This is a genomic window from Asanoa ferruginea, from assembly GCF_003387075.1.
GTDB lineage: Bacteria > Actinomycetota > Actinomycetes > Mycobacteriales > Micromonosporaceae > Asanoa > Asanoa ferruginea.
This window is the reverse complement of the sequence record NZ_QUMQ01000001.1, coordinates 1035407-1053161: the sequence shown is the minus strand read 5'-3', so window position 1 is coordinate 1053161 and position 17755 is coordinate 1035407. Positions and strand designations below refer to the sequence as shown.

General features: G+C 70.5%; 13 protein-coding genes and 1 pseudogene. 8 read left to right on the top strand and 6 right to left on the bottom strand.

Going from position 1 to position 17755, the window contains the following annotated elements:
- Positions 1-577 precede the first annotated feature (577 nt).
- Positions 578-1693: a hypothetical protein gene (locus DFJ67_RS05160; protein WP_116066835.1), complete on the bottom strand. Its 1116-nt coding sequence runs from the start codon at positions 1691-1693 to the stop codon at positions 578-580.
- A 90-nt stretch (positions 1694-1783) separates the two neighbouring features.
- Here DFJ67_RS05160 and cofD point away from each other — a divergent pair.
- From cofD to DFJ67_RS05145, 3 genes and pseudogenes are all read left to right on the top strand, one after another.
- Positions 1784-2729 (top strand): annotated as a pseudogene (gene cofD / locus DFJ67_RS05155) (2-phospho-L-lactate transferase).
- 56 nt (positions 2730-2785) lie between these two features.
- A complete protein-coding gene (locus tag DFJ67_RS05150) occupies positions 2786-3985 on the top strand; it encodes a coenzyme F420-0:L-glutamate ligase (protein ID WP_116066834.1) in 1200 nt (399 codons plus the stop codon).
- A 147-nt stretch (positions 3986-4132) separates the two neighbouring features.
- The gene (locus tag DFJ67_RS05145; protein WP_116075637.1) at positions 4133-6664 is read left to right on the top strand and encodes a bifunctional FO biosynthesis protein CofGH; all 2532 of its coding nucleotides are present in this window, start codon (positions 4133-4135) and stop codon (positions 6662-6664) included.
- Positions 6665-6800: 136 nt separating this feature from the next.
- Here DFJ67_RS05145 and DFJ67_RS05140 read toward each other — a convergent pair whose 3' ends face one another.
- Positions 6801-7304, bottom strand: a complete 504-nt coding sequence (locus DFJ67_RS05140) for an NUDIX hydrolase (protein ID WP_116066833.1) — start codon at positions 7302-7304, stop codon at positions 6801-6803.
- A gap of 459 nt (positions 7305-7763) precedes the next feature.
- Between DFJ67_RS05140 and DFJ67_RS05135 the strand changes: the two genes are divergently transcribed.
- On the top strand, positions 7764-8024 hold the full coding sequence (locus tag DFJ67_RS05135; RefSeq protein WP_116066832.1) for a WhiB family transcriptional regulator: 261 nt from the start codon (positions 7764-7766) through the stop codon (positions 8022-8024).
- A 121-nt stretch (positions 8025-8145) separates the two neighbouring features.
- Here DFJ67_RS05135 and DFJ67_RS05130 read toward each other — a convergent pair whose 3' ends face one another.
- Positions 8146-8589 carry a metallopeptidase family protein gene (locus tag DFJ67_RS05130; protein ID WP_116066831.1) on the bottom strand — a complete coding sequence of 148 codons (444 nt, stop codon included), beginning with the start codon at positions 8587-8589 and terminating at the stop codon, positions 8146-8148.
- A 100-nt stretch (positions 8590-8689) separates the two neighbouring features.
- Here DFJ67_RS05130 and DFJ67_RS05125 point away from each other — a divergent pair, with 100 nt between their 5' ends.
- A complete protein-coding gene (locus tag DFJ67_RS05125) occupies positions 8690-9052 on the top strand; it encodes a DUF3499 domain-containing protein (RefSeq protein WP_116066830.1) in 363 nt (120 codons plus the stop codon).
- Between the two features lie 1798 nt (positions 9053-10850).
- Here DFJ67_RS05125 and DFJ67_RS05120 read toward each other — a convergent pair.
- From DFJ67_RS05120 to DFJ67_RS05110, 3 genes are all read right to left on the bottom strand, one after another.
- The gene (locus DFJ67_RS05120; protein WP_116075634.1) at positions 10851-12185 is read right to left on the bottom strand and encodes an NAD(P)/FAD-dependent oxidoreductase; all 1335 of its coding nucleotides are present in this window, start codon (positions 12183-12185) and stop codon (positions 10851-10853) included.
- Positions 12186-12196: 11 nt separating this feature from the next.
- Positions 12197-13543 (bottom strand): aspartate aminotransferase family protein, encoded by a 1347-nt coding sequence (locus DFJ67_RS05115; RefSeq protein ID WP_116075632.1) that lies wholly within the window; start codon positions 13541-13543, stop codon positions 12197-12199.
- A 130-nt stretch (positions 13544-13673) separates the two neighbouring features.
- Entirely contained in the window at positions 13674-14198 is a 525-nt protein-coding gene (locus DFJ67_RS05110; protein ID WP_116066829.1) for an Lrp/AsnC family transcriptional regulator, read from the bottom strand.
- A gap of 171 nt (positions 14199-14369) precedes the next feature.
- Between DFJ67_RS05110 and DFJ67_RS05105 the strand changes: the two genes are divergently transcribed.
- From DFJ67_RS05105 to DFJ67_RS05095, 3 genes are all read left to right on the top strand, one after another.
- Positions 14370-15602: a polyamine ABC transporter substrate-binding protein gene (locus tag DFJ67_RS05105; RefSeq protein ID WP_116066828.1), complete on the top strand. Its 1233-nt coding sequence runs from the start codon at positions 14370-14372 to the stop codon at positions 15600-15602.
- A 1-nt stretch (position 15603) separates the two neighbouring features.
- Entirely contained in the window at positions 15604-16767 is a 1164-nt protein-coding gene (locus DFJ67_RS05100) for an ABC transporter ATP-binding protein (protein WP_116066827.1), read from the top strand.
- Between the two features lie 73 nt (positions 16768-16840).
- On the top strand, positions 16841-17755 hold the full coding sequence (locus DFJ67_RS05095) for an ABC transporter permease (RefSeq protein WP_239097215.1): 915 nt from the start codon (positions 16841-16843) through the stop codon (positions 17753-17755).

Genomic DNA, 17755 nt, shown 5'->3' with positions numbered 1-17755 from the left:
GAGGGCTGGCCTTGGGGCAGCGCTGCGGCTTGCACGCACCAGGGCCGCCGCCCTCGATCATTTCTGGGGCTCGGTGTCTCAGTCGGGTTTGCGCGCTGCCGTGTTTGAAAGGTGGCCTGGCTTCAGCGGCGCGGCTTGGGCCACGGCGGCTGCCCTCGATCATCTCCGAGGCCTGGGTGTTTCGGTCGGTTTGCGCGCTGCCGTGTTTGAAAGGTGGCCTGGCGGCAGCGGTGCGGCTTGGACCACTGCGGCTGCCCTCGATCATCTCCGAGGCCTGGGTGTTTCGGTCGGTTTGCGCGCTGCCGTGTTTGAAAGGTGGCCCGGAGGCAGCGATGCGGCTTGCGCTACGGCGCCTGCCCTCGATCATTTCTGCGGTTCGGTGTAACGGTCGTGCGCCGCCGCACGTTGATCGGTTCTGCGGCGTATCCAAAACGAGGTCGGGGGCAGCGGTCCGGCTTGCGCCAGGACTGCTGCCCCCGATCAGTTTTGCGGCTTCGCCGGTCATCGCCGACTTGGCGGTCTCTGCGGTGCCACCTCTACCTTCGGTGGGGATGGACGCCGTGCGATCCCGCTGGTGTCAGTGCATGTCGGGCCGGGTGGGCTCGTTGTCAGCCGAGGCTGGCGGCGGGGCTGAGCCGGCACTCGGCTGCTGGCTGGCCGGGTTGATCACCTGGGTGCGCTCGCCGTCGGCCGTCGGGATCGGCGCCGTCGGCGGGTCGGGGATCGGCCGTGCGGGAGCCGGAGCGCCCGTAGCCGGAGCGGTGATCGTCTGAGTGGCCTGCGCCGCGGCCGGCTCGGACGCGCCAGGGCCTGGGACCGGCGGCCAGGTGGCCGGCTCGGCCGTGGGCGCCGGTGCGGCCGGAGCCGGGGGTGTCGACGCTGTCGGGGCCGGGGGTGTCGATGCTGCCGGCCCGGATGCCGTCGGGGTCGAGCCGCCGGGCGGCGGGTAGGCGCCAGGCTGACCCGGTGCGCCGGTGGCACCCGGCGAGGTCTGGCTGGCCGGACCGCCAAAGGTCGGCGGAGCGGACTGAGTCGAACCCGGGTAGGCCGGCGGCGGCGGGTAGCCGGGCTGGCCGTAAGCGGTCGGTGCGCCGTACCCAGGCTGACCCGGGCCCTGCTGTCCCTGGCCCATCGGGCCGGGACCGGCCGGCGGGTAGCCGCCGGGAGCGCCCGGAGTGCCATACATGCCGGGCTGCGCCTTCGGCCGCGGCACGTAGTAGAGCGTCCGCCAGATCTTGTAGATCAGGAAGCTGGCGGCAGCGAAGATGCCCGCGTAGGCGATGCGGACCAGCAGCCCCGTGAAGGCGGCGCGGACCTCGCCGTCGACCAGCGAGCCGAACAGCCACGCCAGCAGCGCGATCACGCCGAAGACCGCGGAGACGGCGTATTCGGCGAGCGCGACCTGGGTCACCAGCTTCGCCCGCGGCACCGCAGGCTTGAGGTGTGTGGCCAAGAGCACAGCGAGCAGCGGCAGAACGATCGCCTCGATGCCCACGAAGTCGAAGAAGCTTCCGCCGGCCCGGCTGGAGAACCCGACATTCGCTGAATAGGGCACTAGCAGGTCTATCAGGCCCACGAAGAGCAGGACGGCGTTGGCGCCGACCAGGACCAGCGCGATCAGCTCGCGCCAAGGCTTGGTGATCTGATTGGCCGAGGTCTGTTCGTTTGGCCCGGCCTCGGGTTGGGTGGTCACGGCTCCCCCTGGGGCGATGACGGAAGATGGCTTTCGTGAGCGTAGTCGCCCGAGCGCCGCAAAGCCGGCAGTGTAGGTAAGGATTGCGATATGCACATCGTCGTTTTGGCTGGAGGTATCGGCGGGGCGCGGTTTTTAACCGGCGTCCGGGCCTATGCCCGCGACATCGGCGCCGAGGTGACCGCTGTGGTCAACGTCGGCGATGACGTGACCATGCACGGCCTGCGGATTTGTCCGGACCTCGACAGCGTCATGTATACCCTGAGTGGCGCCGCAGACCCAGAACGCGGTTGGGGCCGGGTCGGTGAGACCTGGGCGGTGAAGGCTGAACTCGCCGCCTACGCCGCCGAGCCGACCTGGTTCGGTCTGGGCGACAAGGACATCGCCACCCATCTGGTGCGCAGTCAGATGCTCAATGCCGGCTATCCCCTCTCGGCCGTGACCGAAGCGCTGTGCCAACGCTGGCAACCCGGTGTGCGTTTGCTGCCAGCCACCGACGACCGGGTCGAAACCCACGTCGTGGTCGATCTCGACGGCGAAAAAAGCGATCCACTTCCAGGAATGGTGGGTACGCCACCGCGGCGACGTGCCAACCCGCCGCTTCGTCTTCGTCGGCGCCGAGACCGCCAAGCCGGCCGCCGGCGTGCTGGAAGCCCTCGCCACCGCCGACGTCGTGCTGGTCGCGCCGAGCAACCCGGTGGTCAGCATCGGCCCGATCCTCGGCGTGCCCGGCCTGCGCGACGCCCTGGCCGGGGGCACCGCACCCGTGATCGGCGTGTCACCGATCATCGGCGGCAGCCCGGTACGCGGCATGGCCGACAAGTGCCTCGCCGTGCTGGGCGTCCCCTGCACCGCCGCTGCGGTCGGCGACATCTACGGCGCCCGAGGCGCCAATGGCATCCTCGACGGCTGGCTGGTCGACACCACCGACGCGGGCGCCGAGGTGCCCGGCGTGACGGTCAAGGCGGTTCCACTCTGGATGACCAACGAACAGACAACGGCGGAGATGGTCCGCGCCGCCGTCGACCTGGTATGACTGCCGAAACTGATATGACGGCGGCGAACGCGGCAGCGGCTGGCGGGGGAGTGGGTATGCGGCTCGAGGTGTTGCCGGTCGAGGGCATCGGCGACGTGCGACCCGGCGACGACCTGGCGGAGGCGATCACCGCCGCCGCCCCGTGGCTGCGCGCGGGTGACGTGCTGGTCGTCACCAGCAAGATCGTGTCAAAGGCGGAAGGCAGCCTGGTCGACGTCCCGGTCGACGGCGACGAGCGCACCGTGGCCCGCGAAGAGGTGCTCCGCGCGGAGACCGCCCGCCCGGTAGCCCGCCGCGGCCAGACCCGGATCGTGCAGACCCACCACGGCTTCGTGATGGCGTCGGCCGGCATCGACGCGTCCAACGTCGATCGCGCCCATCTTGTGCTCCTCCCCAAGGATCCGGACGCCTCCGCCCGCGCCCTCCGCGCGACGCTGCGCGAACGGCACGGGCTCGACGTCGCCGTAGTGATCTCCGACACGATGGGCCGCCCATGGCGCAACGGCCTGACCGACGTCGCCCTCGGTTCCGCCGGCGTTCCGGCGATCCGCGACCACCGCGGCGAGGTCGACCCGTATGGCAACGAGCTCTCCATCACCCAGATGGCCGTGATCGACGAACTGGCCGCGGCCGGCGAGCTGGTCAAGGGCAAGTGCGCCCAGGTGCCGGTAGCGGTCGTCCGCGGCTATCTCGACGCGCCCCTACCGATCGCCGACGGTGACGGCGCCGCCGTCCTGGTCCGCGGCGCCGACCAGGACCTCTTCTCCCTCGGCACAGCCGAGGCCCGCGCCGAGGGCCTCCGCGCAGCGGCTCGGCTCGCGGACAACGGCCAAGCGCCATTCGCCCAGCTCGAGGAGACGGACCTGGCCAGGTCTGTCCACCGCGCACTGGCCACGATCGCCGGCACCGCCGCGACGACCTTCGAGGTCGTCGCCGCACGCGCACGGCCCGACGTCGACGACACCGAGGAGCCAGGCGAGGCCGCGCAAGCCCTGACGACCGCCGCGCCCGCGGGCGCGACTGCCTCGGCCGCCACGGGCGGCACCGCCGCGCAGGCCGCAGCCGGTGGCGTCGCGGCCAACGGCTATCGCGTCTGCTGTCGCCCGGCGGCAACACCGGGCGGACCGGCCGCCCTCGTCTCCCTGGGCTCCGACGTGCACCGGCTGCGTGCGGCGCTTGCCGCCGAAGGACTTGGCTCCACGATGGAGGTCGCGGAGGACGGCAATGCTCCATATGTCGTGGTGACTGTCGGCTGAGGCGCCGGCTGCGTTCCGCTCATACCTCTTCATCGGATCGGCGCCGTCGGCCGGTTCACGGCGGGCCAAGATTTATCGACGCGATCCAAGTGACAGTCACCACGGAAAGCTGTCGGTGCCACGGCCTACGCTTCAACGGTGGCTGATCTGATCCCGACCTCGCCTCCGCCGCCCACTGCCGCGAGCATTCGGCGGGCGCTGGCCCGTGCCGCCGACGGCAAGGCGCTCGATCCGGGCGAGGCGGCCGACCTGATGGCCGCGCGCGGCGAGCCACTCGACGACCTGCTCCGCATCGCCGGCGGCATCCGCGACGCGGGCCTGCGGGAGGCGGGCCGGCCGGGCGTCGTGACGTACTCCCGCAAGGTCTTCATTCCGTTGACCCGCCTCTGCCGTGACCGCTGTCATTACTGCACCTTCGCCACCGTGCCCCACCGGCTGCCGGCAGCGTTCCTCGATCGCGACGAGGTCGTCGCCATCGCCCGCGAGGGTGCCGCGCAGGGCTGCAAGGAGGCGCTGTTCACGCTCGGCGACCGGCCCGAGGAGCGCTGGCCGGCGGCGCGGGAATGGCTCGACGCGCGCGGCTATGACTCGACGCTCGACTACGTGCGGGCCAGCGCGATCGCCGTGCTCGAAGAGACCGGCCTGCTGCCGCACCTCAACCCGGGAGTGCTGAGCTGGGCCGAGTTGCAGCGGCTCAAGCCGGTCGCGCCGAGCATGGGCATGATGCTGGAGACCACCGCCACGCGCCTGTGGTCCGACAAGACCGGGCCGCATTTCGGCTCGCCCGACAAGGAGCCCGCGGTCCGGCTCCGGGTGCTCGAAGACGCCGGCCGGGTCGGCGTGCCGTTCACCACCGGCATCCTGATCGGCATCGGTGAAAACCTGGTCGAGCGGGCCGACGCGCTGTTCGCGATCCGCCGAACGGCCCGCGAATACGGCCACATCCAGGAAACGATCATCCAGAACTTCCGCGCCAAGCCCGACACGGCCATGCGCGGCATGCCCGACGCGGAGCTGCTCGACCTCGCCGCGACGATGGCCGTCGGCCGGATCATCCTCGGTCCGGGCGCCCGCATCCAGGCGCCGCCCAACCTGATCGAGGGCGAATACGACCTGTTGCTGCGCGCCGGCATCGACGACTGGGGCGGCGTCTCGCCGGTCACCCCCGACCACGTCAACCCCGAGCGGCCCTGGCCGATGATCGACGAGCTCGCCGCCCGCTCGGCCGCGTCCGGTTTCACCCTGCGGGAGCGACTGACCATCTATCCGGAATACGTCCGGCGCGGCGACCCGTGGCTCGACCCGCGGCTGTCCGCGCACGTCGGAGCACTCGCCGACCCCGACACGGGTCTGGCCGTCGAGGGTGCGCTGCCGGTCGGCCGCGCCTGGCAGGAGCCCGACGAGGCGTTCGTCCCCGGCGGCCGCACCGACCTGCACGCCACGATCGACACCACCGGCCGCACGGGCGACCGGCGTGGCGACTTCGACTCGGTCTACGGCGACTGGTCCGAGATCGCCGGCCGCATCTCACCCGAGGCGGTCCAGCTGGGCACGGCCGGGAGCGTCGAGCGCGCCCCGTCCGACGTGTTGGCCGGCCTGCGGCTCGCCGCGGCCGACCCCGCGGCGCTGCTCGAAGAGCGACACGAGGCGGCGACGATGGCGCTGTTCAACGCCGACGGCACCGCGCTCGACGAGCTGTGCCGGATCGCCGACGACGTCCGCCGCGACACGGTGGGCGACGACGTGACCTACGTGGTCAACCGCAACATCAACTTCTCCAACGTCTGCTACGTCGGCTGCCGGTTCTGCGCCTTCGCACAGCGTGAGCGCGACGCCGACGCCTACCGCCTGTCCGTCGAGCAGGTCGCCGACCGCGCCGAGGAGGCCTGGGCCGCCGGCGCCACCGAGGTCTGCATGCAGGGCGGAATCGACCCGAAACTGCCGGTCACGGCCTACGCCGAAATGGTCCGCGCGATCAAGCAGCGGGTGCCCGGCATGCACGTCCACGCGTTCTCCCCGATGGAGATCGTGACCGGCGCGGCGAAGGGCGGCATGTCGGTCCGCGACTGGCTGGAGAGCCTCCGCGACGCCGGCCTCGACACCATCCCGGGCACCGCCGCGGAGATCCTCGACGACGACGTCCGATGGGTGCTGACCAAGGGCAAACTGCCGGCCGCCACCTGGGTCGAGGTCGTCTCGACCGCCCATGAGCTGGGCATCCGATCAAGTTCCACGATGATGTACGGCCATGTCGACCACCCCCGCCAGTGGCTCGGCCACTTCCGCGTCCTGGCGTCGGTGCAGGACCGCACGGGCGGCTTCACCGAGTTCGTGGCCCTGCCGTTCGTGCACACCAACGCGCCGATCTACCTGGCCGGCATCGCCCGGCCGGGCCCGACCTGGCGGGAAAACCGGGTCGTCCACGCGATGGCCCGCCTGCTCCTGCACGGCCGCATCGACAACATCCAGTGCTCCTGGGTCAAACTCGGCGACGAGGGCACGGTCGCGATGCTCAACGGCGGCTGCAACGACCTCGGCGGCACCCTGATGGAGGAGACCATCTCCCGGATGGCCGGCTCCGCCAACGGCTCGGCCCGCACGGTCGAGCAGCTCAAGGCCATCGCCACGGCGGCCGGCCGGCCGGCACGCGAACGCACCACGGCCTACGGCCTGCACTAGCCGCTCGAGCGAATTGCGGCCGGTGCCGGCCCGCCCGGCATCTGACCGGGCGGTCCGGCTCTGGCCGCGCGGCCAAGCTCTGGCCGCGCGGGCGGTCCGGCGCTGCCCGGATTGCCCGGCTCCGGCCGGGCAGCGGTCAGGCTCTGGCCGGGAGCCAGTCATAGTCCTGCCCCGGCACGGCAAACCACGCCGGCCCCGCGTCATCGAGAGCAGTCTCGATGCGCAGCCGGTCGACCGAGTCAAGCTCCGGCAACGCCGACACCGAAAACCAGTCCACAGCCGTCGACTCCTCATCGTTGACGACGGCCCGCCCCCCGACCGGCCGGCACCGGAACCACACAGTGAGGTACTGGCACACATCCCCATTCGGATACGTCACCCCGCGAAGTGCGACTCCAGCCAGCCGCTCAACGGCGACCCGCACCCCGGTCTCTTCGAACACCTCACGGACCGCCGCCTCGGCCGGCTGCTCACCAGGATCGATGGCACCGGCAGGCAGCGACCACGTGCCGGTGTCGGCCCGCCGCTCCAACAGCACCCGTCCCCGATCATCGACGACCACAGCGCAGGCGCTCGGCAGCATCAACATCTCCGTGCCAACCAGACGCCGCAGGCCGGCCACATAATCCGAGATCGCCATGCGCGGCAGCGTATGTGCGGTTTGCCAGCGAACCCACCGCGGGTACACAGCCTCCACCTTGCCGTCAAGGTCCACTCTGGTGTCAGCGACGGGGCCCCCGACCGGGGGACTAGCGGAGGCCGGGTGGATCAAGGTAGGGGTGTCATGGTTTGATTCGTTATGTGCGGTTGCGGGGATCGGGCCTGGTGGGAATCTCGGTGATCGAGCGTTACCCGGCTGGGGGCTGGATCGGTAGGGAGCCAAAGGGCCACGGTGCCATCCCGCGAGTCGTACACGGCACGCCGGTGAGTGGGCCTATTTATCAGGTTCCGCTTGACGACGCACGCATTACACGCGTGTAATTTCACTGGGGTCGTTCGAACGGGACATGACAAATAGGACCGTACGGGCGAAAAAGTAGGGCCTTCCGCGAGGGGGTTACGTCGGCCGCGGGCCGGCGTGCGAAAGGAGGCAAACGTAATGGATGGCCGTGTCGAGGGCGCCGACCTGCTCGGCAACGCGCCGGAGTGGCAGGAGCGGGCGCTGTGCTCGCAGACCGACCCGGAAGCGTTCTTTCCCGAGAAGGGCGGTTCGACCCGCGAGGCCAAGCGCATCTGCTCGCGCTGCGACGTCAAGGCCGAGTGCCTCGAATACGCACTCGGTCACGATGAGCGGTTCGGCATCTGGGGTGGCCTGTCCGAGCGGGAGCGCCGCAAGCTGAAGCGCCGCGTCGTAGCCTGACCCACCGCGCCGCACCGGGGCGGAGGGGGAACCCGCGAGGAGCGGCAACACACAAGACCAATATCGGGACCGAGGGCCACCATCACATCGATGCGGGCCCTCGACCGCATCCGGGCCAGGTTCAGCTCAGCTCGTCAGGATCCAACCCCAGCAGGTTGGCAACCTGCTCGATGATCACGTCGTGCACCAGATCGGCCAGGTCATCGTGGTCCATGGCCCGAAACTCCAACGGCCGACGGTAAAGAACGATCCGCGGCGCCATGTCGGCCCGGCCCGGGCGCCCAGGCAGCAGCCGTGCCAGCGGAACCTCACCGTCTTCGAGCACGTCGGTGTCATAGACATTCAGGTCCGGCGGCACGTCTTCGACCGCGAACTCCACCCCGGCGAGCTCCTTGGCAAACCGATGCTCAAGGCTCTCGACCGTATCCAGGACAAGATCATCAAAGATCTCCGCCTTGGTGCGGGCCAGGGGCACCGTCGCGGGGACCAGTCGCCCCCGCAGCCCGCGACCATGGCGATCGCGGCGCCGGCCGGATGGCGGGCGGCGGTTGGCCGGGCTGGTCATGGCGCACCTCCTGGGGAAAGCAGCATCAGCCTAGCCCTGCGATCGGCGTGTCGCGGCGCAAGGCAGCGCAACGCCGGGGCGGGAGAGATAACGTGCGGCCGTGAGGTCTCCACGGCGTTGCTCCAGAAACGGCTGCCCCCGGCCGGCTGTCGCCACGCTGACCTACGTTTACCACGAGTCCACCGCCGTGGTCGGGCCGCTCGCCCAATTCGCCGAGCCGCACACTTACGACCTCTGCGAGACCCACGCCCGCTCCCTGACCGCCCCCCGCGGCTGGGAAGTGGTCCGCCACGAAGGCGCCTTCGACCCACCCCCACCGACGACGGACGACCTGGTAGCCCTAGCCGACGCGGTCCGCGAAGCCGCCCGCCCGGGTCGCTACGACGACTTCGACGACATGCCCCACGCAGGCCACCAACAAGGCCGCCGCGGCCACCTCCGCGTCATCCCACCCAGCCAATAGACACCCTCCACCCCGCGATCCGGACATTTAGTTCCAAGATCTGTTCCCGGGTCCGTCGGGGGCGCGACCGTCGCTCCCGCCGGGGATCGCTCCGCCTTCGCTGCGCTTGCCAGGTCCGCGGTTGGGTTTGGGGCTCTGCCCCTTTCGGGGCTTTGCCCCGGACCCCACCGGGGCGCTGCCCCGGCCCCGGCCGCTCTAAAGAGATGCCAGCGGTCGTGGGGCGGATCTCCTCGTCGGGCTTCGCTTAGGGCACCAGGATCTCCGGTTGGGGACAAGGTCGTTCGTCCAGTCGGGCGCTCCACCTTGTCCCCATCCGGAGATCCTGGTCGTTGGGCTACGCCCGACGAGGAGATCCGCCCTAGGTTGCGGTTGGGGGTGGGTATCCGTTGACGTTGCTTGCCGTGAGCGCGGCCCGCATTGGCCCGGCGCTGAGGGCGCAGACCGAGGGGCGTGGGCTCCGAGCGGCGCGGGCTCCGAAGGGCGTGGGCCGCCGTGCGGCCTGGGCTCCGAGCGGCGCGGGCCGCCGAACGGCGCGGCCCCCGAGCGGCGAGGCCCCGAACGGTGCCGGATTCCGAGCGGCGCGCCCGCGTGCGGCGCGGCCCCCGAGCGGCGCGCCCGCGTGCGGCGCGGCCCCCGAGCGGCGCGCCCGCGTGCGGGGCGGCCCCCGAGCGGCGCGCCCGCGTGCGGCGAGGCCCCCGAGCGGGGCGGCCCCCGAGCGACGCGGCCCGCGTGCGGCGCGCCCGCGTGCGGCGCGGCCCCCGAGCGGCGCGGCCCCCGAGCGGCGCGGCCCCCGAGCGGTGAGGCTCCGAACGGTGCCGGATTCCGAGCGGCGCGCCCGCGTGCGGCGAGGCCCCCGAGCGGGGCGGCCCCCGAGCGGCGAGGCCCGTGAGCGACGCGGCCCGTGAGCGGCGCGGCCCCGAGCGGCGGGGCCCCCGAGCGGCGGGGCCCCCGAGCGGCGAGGCCCGCGAGCGGCGAGGCCCGCGAGCGGCGCGGCCCGTGAGCGACGCGGCCCGTGAGCGGCGCGGCCCCCGAGCGGCGCGGCCCCCGAGCGGCGCGGCCCCCGAGCGGCGCGCCCGCGTGCGGCGCCGCCCCCGAGCGGCGCGGCCCCCGAGCGGCGAGGCTCCGAACGGTGCCGGATTCCGAGCGGCGAGGCCCGTGAGCGGCGAGGCCCGTGAGCGGCGCGGCCCTGAGCAGCGCGGCCCCCGAGCGCGGCCCCCGAGCGCGGCCCCCGAGCGGCGCGGCCCCGGGCGGCGTAGGCCCCGAACGGCGCCGGACTCCGAGCGGCGCGGGCCCCGGAGTGGCGCGGGAGCCCGGCGTGTTGACGCCGCCACGCCGGTCGGGACCGACCCGTAGGGCGATCTAGGAAAGAAATTGCTGCTATAGCTACATTTATTCACCTAGATCTGCTACCTCGTCAGATGGCGGTACCGCAAAGGCCGCGCCGGCCGGGCCTGGGCTTCGGATTCGTGATCGTTTGCAGTGGATCTGCGTGATTTCCGCTCTGCGGCGTGATCATGTGTGCCGGGTCTGCACGACACGCCGGGCTGGGTCTTGATGAGCCGCACATGATCAAGCACGCCTGGCCTGCGGGTGTCGACCAGCTGCAAACGATCATCGACCCACCGTCGACCTGATCGCGCATGCTCGCGCTTCAACGGCGACGAACAGGCCTCCAGCCACGAGTCCTGGACAAGCCCCGAACTACCGCACAGCAAGCTGAGACAGCGATTGGCAAAGGCCACACCGGCGGGCAAGCCCCGCGGATCACAGTAGCCACGGGGGCGCGGGCGCGAGGCCGTCAGTGGCCGATAAGGCGGTCGATCACGGCGGCCCGGCGGGACGCGCGGCCGGTGCGGGCCTCGGCGGCGTCGGCCGACGCGGTCGCCCGCAGGGCCGCGTTGATGCCCAGCCAGCGCAACGGCTCCGGCTCCCAGCGGGGCGACCGATGCCCCACCCACGGCAGCGAAACCAACTCCGACGGCCGCTCCAAGATCAGGTCAGCAAGGGTGCGGCCAGCCAGGTTGCTCGTTCCGACGCCGTCGCCGACGTAGCCGCCGGCCCAGGCCAAACCCGTCGACCGGTCAAGGCCCACCGACGCCGTCCAGTCGCGGGTCACGCCCAGTGGGCCGCCCCAGGCGTGCGAGATCTCCGCATCGGGCCCCAGCACCGGGAACAGCGCCCCTAACGTCTGGCGCAACCCCGCGAAGACCGACGGTTCCTGGTCGAACGACGGGGACACCGAGGAGCGGAAATGGTACGGCGCCCCGCGCCCACCGAACGCCAACCGCCCGTCTGCCGTCCGCTGGCCATAGATGATCAGGTGCCGGAAGTCGCTGAACGTCTCCCGGTCGGCCAGGCCGATGGTGTCCCACACAACCGCCGGCAGCGGCGGTGTCGCCACCATCAGCGAGTAGAGCGGCGCCACCGAACGCCCATACCCGGGCAGCCCAGCCGTATATCCCTCCGTCGCCCGCACCACCACCGGCGCGCGCACCGTCCCGAACGGCGTTGACACCACGCCCGGCCGCAGCGCCGTAACCGGCGTCCCCTCATACACCGCGACACCGCGCGCCTCGACCACCGACGCCAGCCCCCGCACCAGCTTCGCCGGCTGGATGGCCGCGCAATGCGGCGTGAACACCCCGCCCAGCACCGACGTCGCACCGAGACGGGCCGACGCCAATGAAGCGGACAGCATGGTCACCTCGGGAAACCCGAACGACGCAGCCGTCGAGACCTCGGCCTCCGCGCGCGCCAGTTGTGCCGGCGACCGTGCCACGGTCACCGTCCCGCCCTTGTGGAAGTCGCAGGAGATCCCCTCGACCACGCACACCCGACCGACCTCGTCGACTGTCGAATTCATAACGCGTTGCAGCGCCACCGCCGCAGCCCGACCATGGCGGCGGGCCAGCGACGGCAACGACGACGGCAGCAGCGCCGAGCACCAGCCGCCGTTGCGACCGGACGCGCCGAACCCGGCGTAGGACTGTTCCAGCACCGCCACCCGCAACGACGGGTCCGCCGTGATCAGGTAGTAGGCCGTCCACAAACCGGTATAACCGGCACCCACGATGGCGACGTCGACCGACGAAGAACCCGGCAGCGACGGGCGCAACGCCGGCGTCTCGCCCATCCAGAACGAGATCACAAGCGCTGCCACGCCTCCGTCAGCACCGCGCGCAGGATCTGCTCCATCTCGTCGAACTGCTGCTGCTCGCAGATCAGTGGCGGCGCCAACTGCACCACCGGGTCGCCGCGGTCGTCGGCTCGGCAGTAGAGGCCCGCCTGGAACAGTGCCGTGGAGAGGAAGCCGCGCAGCAGCCGCTCCGACTCGTCCTCGTTGAACGTCTCCCGCGTCGTCTTGTCCTTGACCAGCTCGATCCCGTAGAAGAAACCGTCGCCGCGGACGTCACCCACGATCGGCAGGTCCAGCAAGCGCTCCAAAGTGGACCTGAACGCGCCCTCCAGCGAGCGCACGTGCCCGGTCAGGTCTTCCCGCGCGAACACGTCGAGGTTGGCCAGCGCCACCGCGCACGACACCGGGTGCCCACCGAAGGTCACACCGTGCGCGAACATCGATGAGTCGGACAGGAACGGCTCCATCAGCTTGTCGCTCGCGATCATCGCGCCCAGTGGCGCGTACCCCGAGGTCAGGCCCTTCGCCGTGGTGATGATGTCCGGTTGGTAGCCGTATCGTTCGGCGCCGAAGTAATAACCGAGCCGGCCCCAGGCGCAGATCACTTCATCAGAAACCAGCAACACGTCGTACGCGTCGCAGATCTCCCGCACCCGCTCGAAGTAGCCGGGCGGCGGCGGGAAGCACCCGCCCGAGTTCTGCACCGGCTCCAGGAACACCGCCGCGACCGTCTCCGGACCCTCGCGCTCGATCGCCCGCCCGATCTCCTCGGCCGCCCAGCGCCCGAAGTCGAGCAGCGAGTCGCCGTGCTCCGGCGCCCGGTAGAAGTTGGTGTTGGGCACCTTGATCCCGCCCGGCACGAGCGGCTCGAAGTCGGCCTTGATGCCGGGCAGGCCGGTGATCGACAGGGCGCCCATCGACGTGCCGTGGTAGGCGATGTGCCGGCTGACCACCTTGTGCTTGTTGGGCTTGCCGACCCGCTTGTAGTAGGCCCGGGCCAGCTTCCACGCCGCCTCGACCGCCTCGGAACCGCCGGTCGTGAAGAACACCCGGTTGAGATCGCCGGGCGCCAGCGACGCGATCCGCGACGCCAACTCGACCGCGGTCGGGTGGGCGTAGGACCACAGCGGGAAGTAGGCCAGCTCCGCGGCCTGCTTGGCGGCGGCCTCGGCCAACTCGGTGCGCCCGTGGCCCGCGTTGACCACGAACAGGCCGGCGAGGCCGTCGAGGTAGCGGCGGCCCTGGGAGTCCCACACGTAGGCACCGTCGCCGCGGACGATCGTGGGCACCTCCCCGTCGCGATAGCTGGACATCCGGGTGAAGTGCATCCACAGGTGGTCGGTGGCGTTGGCCATCGGATTCCCCATCGCGTCGTCGTGCGGACCTTGGTGGGCCCGCAGCACCTACGACGGTTATCGCACGAGATCCCGCGTACTCGCAAGGGTTTTCATCAGTCGACACCGCGAGATGCGACGAAATCCGAAGCTAGGCCGTACCCCAGGTGTAGGTCTGTTTGCGCAGTTTGAGGTAGACGAACGCTTCGGTCGAGACGACGCCCTCGACCGCGCGGAGGCGTTTGAGGATCTCCAGCAGGTGGTCGTCGTCGCGGCAGACCACCTCGCAGAGCAGGTCGAACGAGCCCGCGGTGATCACCACGTAGTCGACCTCGTGCAACTCGGCCAGCCGGTCGGCGACCTGCTCCAGGTCGCCGGAGATGCGCAGCCCGATCATGGCCTGGCGCGGGAAGCCCAGTTGGAGGGGGTCGGTGACGGCGACGATCTGCATCACCCCGGCGTCGAGCAGTCGCTGCACCCGCTGCCGGACGGCCGCCTCGGAGAGCCCGACCGCCTTGCCGATCGTCGCGTACGGACGCCGCCCGTCTTCCTGTAGTTGCTCGATGATCTGTTTGGCGACATCGTCGAGCAGCGCGTGGCTGGCCCCGTCGCGAACCACCGCGCGACGCACCCCCGAAGCCGAAGCCGAACCGGGACCGGCCCCGTTGCCCGACATGCCCATCTACGGTCCTCCTCATTAATGGCTCAGCGTTACGGCCGCAAGTCTTCCGTATTTCGTCGTCAACTACGAGAGCCACAACGGAATCCCTTGTGACAAGGGTAATCGCATGTCAGGATCGGTCGTCGTCTAGCTATCCCCCCGACTAGACCGAACCGGGAGCCCCCGATGCGCAACCGCTCGCGCCCGCCGCTGTCGCCCGAGGCAGCGGCATTGCTTTCGTTCACGCGCTCCTCCCTTTCCCGTCGCACCCTGATGCGCGGCGCGTTCGCTGCCGGCAGCCTGGCCGTGACCGGTGGCGCCCTCGCCGCCTGCGGCACAAAAGGCGCACAGCAGACCGAGGCGAGCTGCGTCAGCGACGACAGTTCCGCCACGGACAAGACGCTGATCGTCTCGAACTGGCCGCAATATATCGACGTCGATGAGAAAGACGAATCGAAGCGCCCGACGCTGGTCGCATTCGAAGCGAAGACCGGCATCTCGGTCAGCTACACGGAAGACATCAACGACAACAACGAGTTCTTCGGCAAGGTGCAGAACCAGCTGACCGCATGCCAGCCGACCGACCGCGACGTCATCGTGCTCACCGACTGGATGACCGCGCGGATGATCCGGCTGGGCTGGATGCAGAAGCTCGACACCGCGAAGATGCCCAACTTCACCAAGAACCTGCTGCCCTCGCTCAAGGGCCGACCATTCGACAAGAACAACGAGTACGCCGTTCCCTGGCAGTCGGGCCTGGCCGGCCTCGCGTTCAACGGCAAGGTCACCAAGCCGGTGCGTACGGTCGACGAGTTGCTCACCCGCCCCGACCTCAAGGGCAAGGTGACCGCGCTGACCGAGATGCGCGACACCATGGGCCTGATCCTGGCATCCAACGGCCACGACCCGTCCGACTTCACCAAGGCGCAGTTCGACGACGCGATCAACAAGCTCCAGAAGGCGGTCGACGCCGGGCAGATCCGCCGGTTCACCGGCAACGACTACGCGCCGGAGCTGGCCAAGGGCGACATCGCCGCGTGCATCGGCTGGTCCGGCGACATCATCCAGCTCGGCCTCGAAGACCCCAAGGTCGAGTTCGTCGCGCCCGACGCCGGCGTGATGCTCTACTCCGACAACTCCTCGGTGCCCAACAAGGCCGCGCACAAGGCCAACGCCGAGCAGTTCCTCGACTACTACTACGACCCGACAGTGGCGGCTCAGGTCGCGGCCTACGTCAACTACATCTGCCCGGTCAGCGGCGCCAAGGAAGCCATGGAGAAGATCGACCCCGATCTGGCAGCAAACCCGCTGATCTTCCCCGACGACGCACTGCTGAAGAAGGCGAAGGTCTTCAAGGCACTGACCGAAGCCGAGGAGCGCGAGTACGAGTCCGCGTTCCAGAAGGTCATCGGAGCCTGACATGGCGACCCCGTCCGAGGCCGGCGACCTGCGCATCACCAACGTCACCAAGCGGTTCGGCCCGTTCACCGCGGTCGACGACCTGAGCCTGACCGTGCCACAGGGCTCGTTCTTCGCGCTGCTCGGCGCTTCCGGCTGCGGCAAGACCACCACGCTGCGAATGGTGGCCGGGCTGGAGGAGCCGACCGCAGGCGAGGTGCGGCTCGGCGAGCGCGACATCACCCGGCTGCGGCCCTACCAGCGCCCGGTCAACACGGTGTTCCAGAGCTACGCGCTCTTCCCGCACCTCGACGTCTTCGAGAACGTGGCCTTCGGGCTGCGCCGGCGCAAGGTGCGCGAGATCGCCGGGCAGGTCGAGCAGATGCTCTCGCTCGTCCAGCTCGAGGGCTTCACCAAGCGCCGCCCGGCCGAGCTGTCCGGCGGCCAGCAGCAGCGGGTCGCGCTGGCCCGGGCCCTGATCAACCACCCGCAGGTGCTGCTGCTCGACGAGCCGCTCGGCGCCCTCGACCTGAAGCTGCGGCGGCAGATGCAGATCGAGCTCAAGCGGATCCAGACCGAGGTCGGCATCACCTTCGTGCACGTCACCCACGACCAGGAGGAGGCCATGACGATGGCCGACACGGTCGCGGTGATGAACGCCGGGCGGATCGAGCAGCTCGGCCGGCCGGCGGAGATCTACGAATACCCGGCGACCGCGTTCGTCGCCAACTTCCTCGGCCAGTCCAACCTGCTCGCCGGTGACGCCGAGGGCCAGTCGGGCGGCGACGTCCTGGTCGAGGCCTACGGGCAGCGGTTCGCCGTGCCGGCCGTGCGCGCCCGCGCCGAACGTGGGCCGGTCTTCCTCGGCGTACGCCCGGAGAAGTTGGCTCTGGTCGTTTCGAATGGCGAAGTTCCCGCCGGCCACCAGTCGGTCACCGGCGTGATCACCGACTCGTCCTATGTGGGCGTCAGCACGCAATACCTGGTGCGCACCGGCTGGGGCACCGAGCTGGCCGTGTTCGCGCCCAACGGCGGTTCGGCCGCGGCCGCACCGTTGCCGGTCGGCGGCCAGGTGATCGCGCACTGGAGCCCGGAGCACGCGTTCCTGCTGCACCGCGAGCCGGGCGAGGGGGACCGCACCACGCCGGAGCTCGACACGCCCGACGCGGTCGGAGCCGTCTCGTGAGCGAGCGCAGCGAGCGAACCAGTCGGCTCAGTAGCCCGGGCGAACGCCCGACCGCCCGAAGCGTGGTCGAGTCGTGAGCCTGCTGACGGGGGTCGGCGCCCGCCCGGTCGAAACGCCGACGGCCACCCCCGAGCCGTCGCGTGGCCGCCGGCGTTGGCTGCCCTACCTCCTGCTGCTCCCCGGCTTCGCCTGGCTCGTGCTGTTCTTCGTCGTGCCGACCCTGCAACTCGGCGCGACCAGCCTCTACGACCCCTCCGGCTCGGTGACCGCCGGCTACGCGATGACGTGGGAGTTCGGCAACTACCCCGACGCGCTCGCGTACGCCTGGCCGCAGGTTGTGCGGTCCTTCGCCTATGCCGGCATCGCCACGGTGATCGGGATCGTGATCGGCTACCCGCTGGCCTACGCCATCGCGCAGAAGGCCGGCCGCTGGAAGAACCTGCTGCTCGTCTGCGTGGTCGCGCCGATGTTCACCAGCTTCCTGGTGCGCACGCTGGCCTGGAAGACGATCCTGTCGGACAACGGCTGGCTCGTGCACGTGCTGCGCGAGGTCGGCCTGCTCGGCGCCGACGGGCGGTTGCTGGCCACGCCGGTCGCCGTGGTGCTCGGCCTGACCTACAACTTCCTGCCGTTCCTGGTGCTGCCGCTCTACGCCAGCCTGGAGCGGCTCGACACCCGGCTGCTGGAGGCGTCCGGCGACCTCTACGCCAGCCCGGCCCGCACCTTCGTCAAGGTGACCCTGCCGCTGTCGATGCCCGGCCTGGTCGCCGGCACGCTGCTGTTCTTCATCCCCGCGGTCGGCGACTACATCAACGCCGCGCTGCTCGGCAACACCAACACCGCGATGGTCGGCAACGTGGTCAACTCGGCGTTCCTGTCGCGCCAGCAGCCACCCCAGGGCGCCGCGCTCTCGTTCCTGCTGATGGCACTGATCCTGGCGATCGTCTTCACCTACGTACGCCGCGCCGGCACTGACGAGGTGGTTTGA

Coding starts and splice junctions, on each gene's coding strand:
- DFJ67_RS05150 (WP_116066834.1), top strand. CDS start 2,786: ATGCGGCTCGAGGTGTTGCCGGTCGAGGGCATCGGCGACGTGCGACCC.
- DFJ67_RS05140 (WP_116066833.1), bottom strand. CDS start 7,304: ATGGCGATCTCGGATTATGTGGCCGGCCTGCGGCGTCTGGTTGGCACG.
- DFJ67_RS05135 (WP_116066832.1), top strand. CDS start 7,764: ATGGATGGCCGTGTCGAGGGCGCCGACCTGCTCGGCAACGCGCCGGAG.
- DFJ67_RS05130 (WP_116066831.1), bottom strand. CDS start 8,589: ATGACCAGCCCGGCCAACCGCCGCCCGCCATCCGGCCGGCGCCGCGAT.
- DFJ67_RS05120 (WP_116075634.1), bottom strand. CDS start 12,185: ATGGGCGAGACGCCGGCGTTGCGCCCGTCGCTGCCGGGTTCTTCGTCG.
- DFJ67_RS05115 (WP_116075632.1), bottom strand. CDS start 13,543: ATGGCCAACGCCACCGACCACCTGTGGATGCACTTCACCCGGATGTCC.
- DFJ67_RS05110 (WP_116066829.1), bottom strand. CDS start 14,198: ATGTCGGGCAACGGGGCCGGTCCCGGTTCGGCTTCGGCTTCGGGGGTG.
- DFJ67_RS05105 (WP_116066828.1), top strand. CDS start 14,370: ATGCGCAACCGCTCGCGCCCGCCGCTGTCGCCCGAGGCAGCGGCATTG.
- DFJ67_RS05100 (WP_116066827.1), top strand. CDS start 15,604: ATGGCGACCCCGTCCGAGGCCGGCGACCTGCGCATCACCAACGTCACC.